Raw genomic sequence first — 2,435 nt, 5'->3', positions numbered from 1 at the left:
ACGCGCCGCCGCCGAACGGGCCGTCGTAGCGCCGCGCCACCGCCTTCGTGGCGATCACCAGCTCGTCGCGCGGCACGACCTCGCCCAGCAGGCCGCCCAGGATCCCCTAGCGCTCGCCCACCACGTACACGTCGGCGGTGTCCACCAGCGTGCCGCCCGCCTCGGCGAAGGCCAGCAGCTGGGTGGCCGCCTCGTCCGCGTCGGTGTCCCGGCCCCAGGTCATCGTGCCCAGGGCCATCCGGGAAACCCGCAGACCGCTGCGCCCGAGGTATCGCTGTTCCACGCGGGCGAGCCTAAGGGGTGATCGACTTTCCGGCGGGTCGTGGCGCGCGCCTGTCAAGGCCGAATCGCGTCACGATCGGGCCACGACGGCCGCGGCCCGCCCTGGCGCACCAGGTTACCGACCGGTAGGGTCACCGCTCGTGCGACTGGGACTGAACCTCGGGTACTGGGGCGCGGGCAACGACGCCGCGAACCTCGAACTGGCCAGGGAAGCCGACCGACTGGGCTACTCGGTGGTGTGGGCCGCCGAGGCCTACGGCTCCGACGCGCCCACGGTCCTGGCGTGGGTGGCCGCGCAGACCGAACGCGTCGACGTCGGCAGCGCGATCCTGCAGATCCCCGCGCGGACACCGGCGATGACCGCGATGACCGCCGCCACCCTGGACTCGCTGTCGGGCGGCCGGTTCCGCCTCGGCCTGGGCGTGTCCGGGCCGCAGGTGTCGGAGGGCTGGCACGGCGTGCGGTTCGACAAGCCCCTGGGCCGCACCCGCGAGTACGTCGACATCGTGCGCTCCGCCCTGCGCCGCGACCGCGTCAGCTACGCCGGCGAGCACTACACGTTGCCGCTGCCCGACGGCCCCGGCAAGTCCCTCACCCTCACCGTGCACCCCGTGCGCGAGCACATCCCCGTGTACCTGGCCGCCGTGGGCCCGAAGAACGTCGAGCTGGCCGGCGAGATCGCGGACGGGTGGCTCGCCCTGTTCCTGTCGCCCGAGCACTCCGGCGACGCCCTGGCGTCGCTGAAGGCCGGCCGCGAGAAGGCGGGCAAGTCCCTCGACGGGTTCGACGTCGTCGCCACCGTCCCCACGGTCGTGGGGGAGGACTGGCGTGCCTGCGCCGACCGCATCCGCCCCTACGCGGCGCTCTACGTCGGCGGCATGGGCAGCAGGCAGAAGAACTTCTACAACGACAACGCCGCCCGCATGGGCTTCGCCGCCGAGGCCGCCGAGGTCCAGGACCGCTACCTCGCCAAGGACTACGACGGCGCCATGGCCGCGCTGCCCGTCGAGTTCCTCGACGGCACCTCCCTGCTCGGACCCAAGGAGCGCATCGCCGACAAGATGCGCGCCTACGCCGAAGCGGGGGTCACCACGCTCACCCTTTCGCCCATGCTGCAAGATCTCGATCAGGGGATCGCCGCGCTCCGCACGGCGACCGAAGCTCTGGATCTGGCAGGAGTGGGTAGTTGAGCTGGTTGCAGGCCCTCGTCCTAGGACTCGTCCAAGGACTCACGGAATTCCTGCCCATTTCCTCGTCGGCGCACGTCAGGATCGTCTCCACGCTGTTCTTCGGCAACGACGCGGGCGCGTCGTTCACCGCGGTCATCCAGCTGGGCACCGAAGTCGCGGTGCTGATCTACTTCGCCAGGGACATCGGCAACTTCATCGCGGCCTGGTTCCGCGGCCTGGTCAGCAAGGCCGCGCGGCAGACCCAGGACTACCGGATGGCCTGGTACGTGATCATCGGGTCCGTCCCGATCACCGTGCTCGGCTACCTGTTCAAGGACGAGATCCGCTCCTCGCTGCGCAACCTGTGGATCACCGCCACCGTGCTCATCGTGTTCGGCCTGCTGCTCGGCCTGGCCGACCAGTTCGCCCGCCACGAGCGCGACCAGCTGCAGCTCAAGGACGCCGTCGGCATGGGCCTGGCGCAGGCCCTGGCGCTCATCCCCGGTGTGTCGCGCTCCGGCGGGACCCTCACCGCGGGCCTGTTCCTCGGCCTGGACCGCGCCGCCGCCGCCCGCTACTCGTTCCTGCTGGCCCTGCCCGCCGTGTTCGGCGCCGGCCTGTTCAGCATCCCCGACGTGCTCGACCGGTCCGAGCCCAACGCCGCGTCCGTGCCGCAGATGATCGTCGCCACGATCGTCGCGTTCGCCGTCGGCTACGCCACGATCGCCTGGCTGCTGCGCTACGTCTCCAAGCACAGCTACTCGGCGTTCGTGTGGTACCGGCTGCTGCTGGGCATCGTCCTGATGGGGCTGCTGTCGATGGGACTGCTCGCCCCGACATAGGCTGGCCCCGTGGCTACCGTGATCTTGCTGCGACACGCCCGCTCCACCGCCAACGGAGCGGGCGTCCTCGCGGGCCGACAGCCCGGCGTGAGCCTGTCCGAGCGCGGCGTGGACCAAGCCACCGCGCTGGTCGACCGGCTCG

At 71.3% G+C, this 2,435-nt stretch carries 3 protein-coding genes and 1 pseudogene; 3 read left to right on the top strand and 1 reads right to left on the bottom strand.

What is annotated here, in order from left to right:
* Positions 1 to 283: pseudogene (locus tag AB0G02_RS35425) on the bottom strand (aldo/keto reductase); the annotation flags it as partial.
* 139 nt (positions 284 to 422) lie between these two features.
* Here AB0G02_RS35425 and AB0G02_RS35420 point away from each other — a divergent pair.
* From AB0G02_RS35420 to AB0G02_RS35410, 3 genes are all read left to right on the top strand, one after another.
* A complete protein-coding gene (locus tag AB0G02_RS35420) occupies positions 423 to 1,472 on the top strand; it encodes an LLM class F420-dependent oxidoreductase (protein WP_360803379.1) in 1,050 nt (349 codons plus the stop codon).
* Positions 1,469 to 2,293: an undecaprenyl-diphosphate phosphatase gene (locus AB0G02_RS35415; protein WP_360803376.1), complete on the top strand. Its 825-nt coding sequence runs from the start codon at positions 1,469 to 1,471 to the stop codon at positions 2,291 to 2,293. Before AB0G02_RS35420 ends, AB0G02_RS35415 begins: the two co-directional genes overlap by 4 nt.
* Positions 2,294 to 2,302: 9 nt before the next feature.
* Positions 2,303 to 2,435, top strand: a 133-nt coding sequence (locus AB0G02_RS35410) for a histidine phosphatase family protein (protein WP_360803382.1), incomplete at its 3' end; no start/stop codon positions are given.

This window comes from Actinosynnema sp. NPDC023658 (assembly GCF_040639995.1).
In the GTDB taxonomy this organism is placed as follows: domain Bacteria; phylum Actinomycetota; class Actinomycetes; order Mycobacteriales; family Pseudonocardiaceae; genus Actinosynnema.
This window is presented reverse-complemented; position numbering and strand designations above follow the sequence as displayed.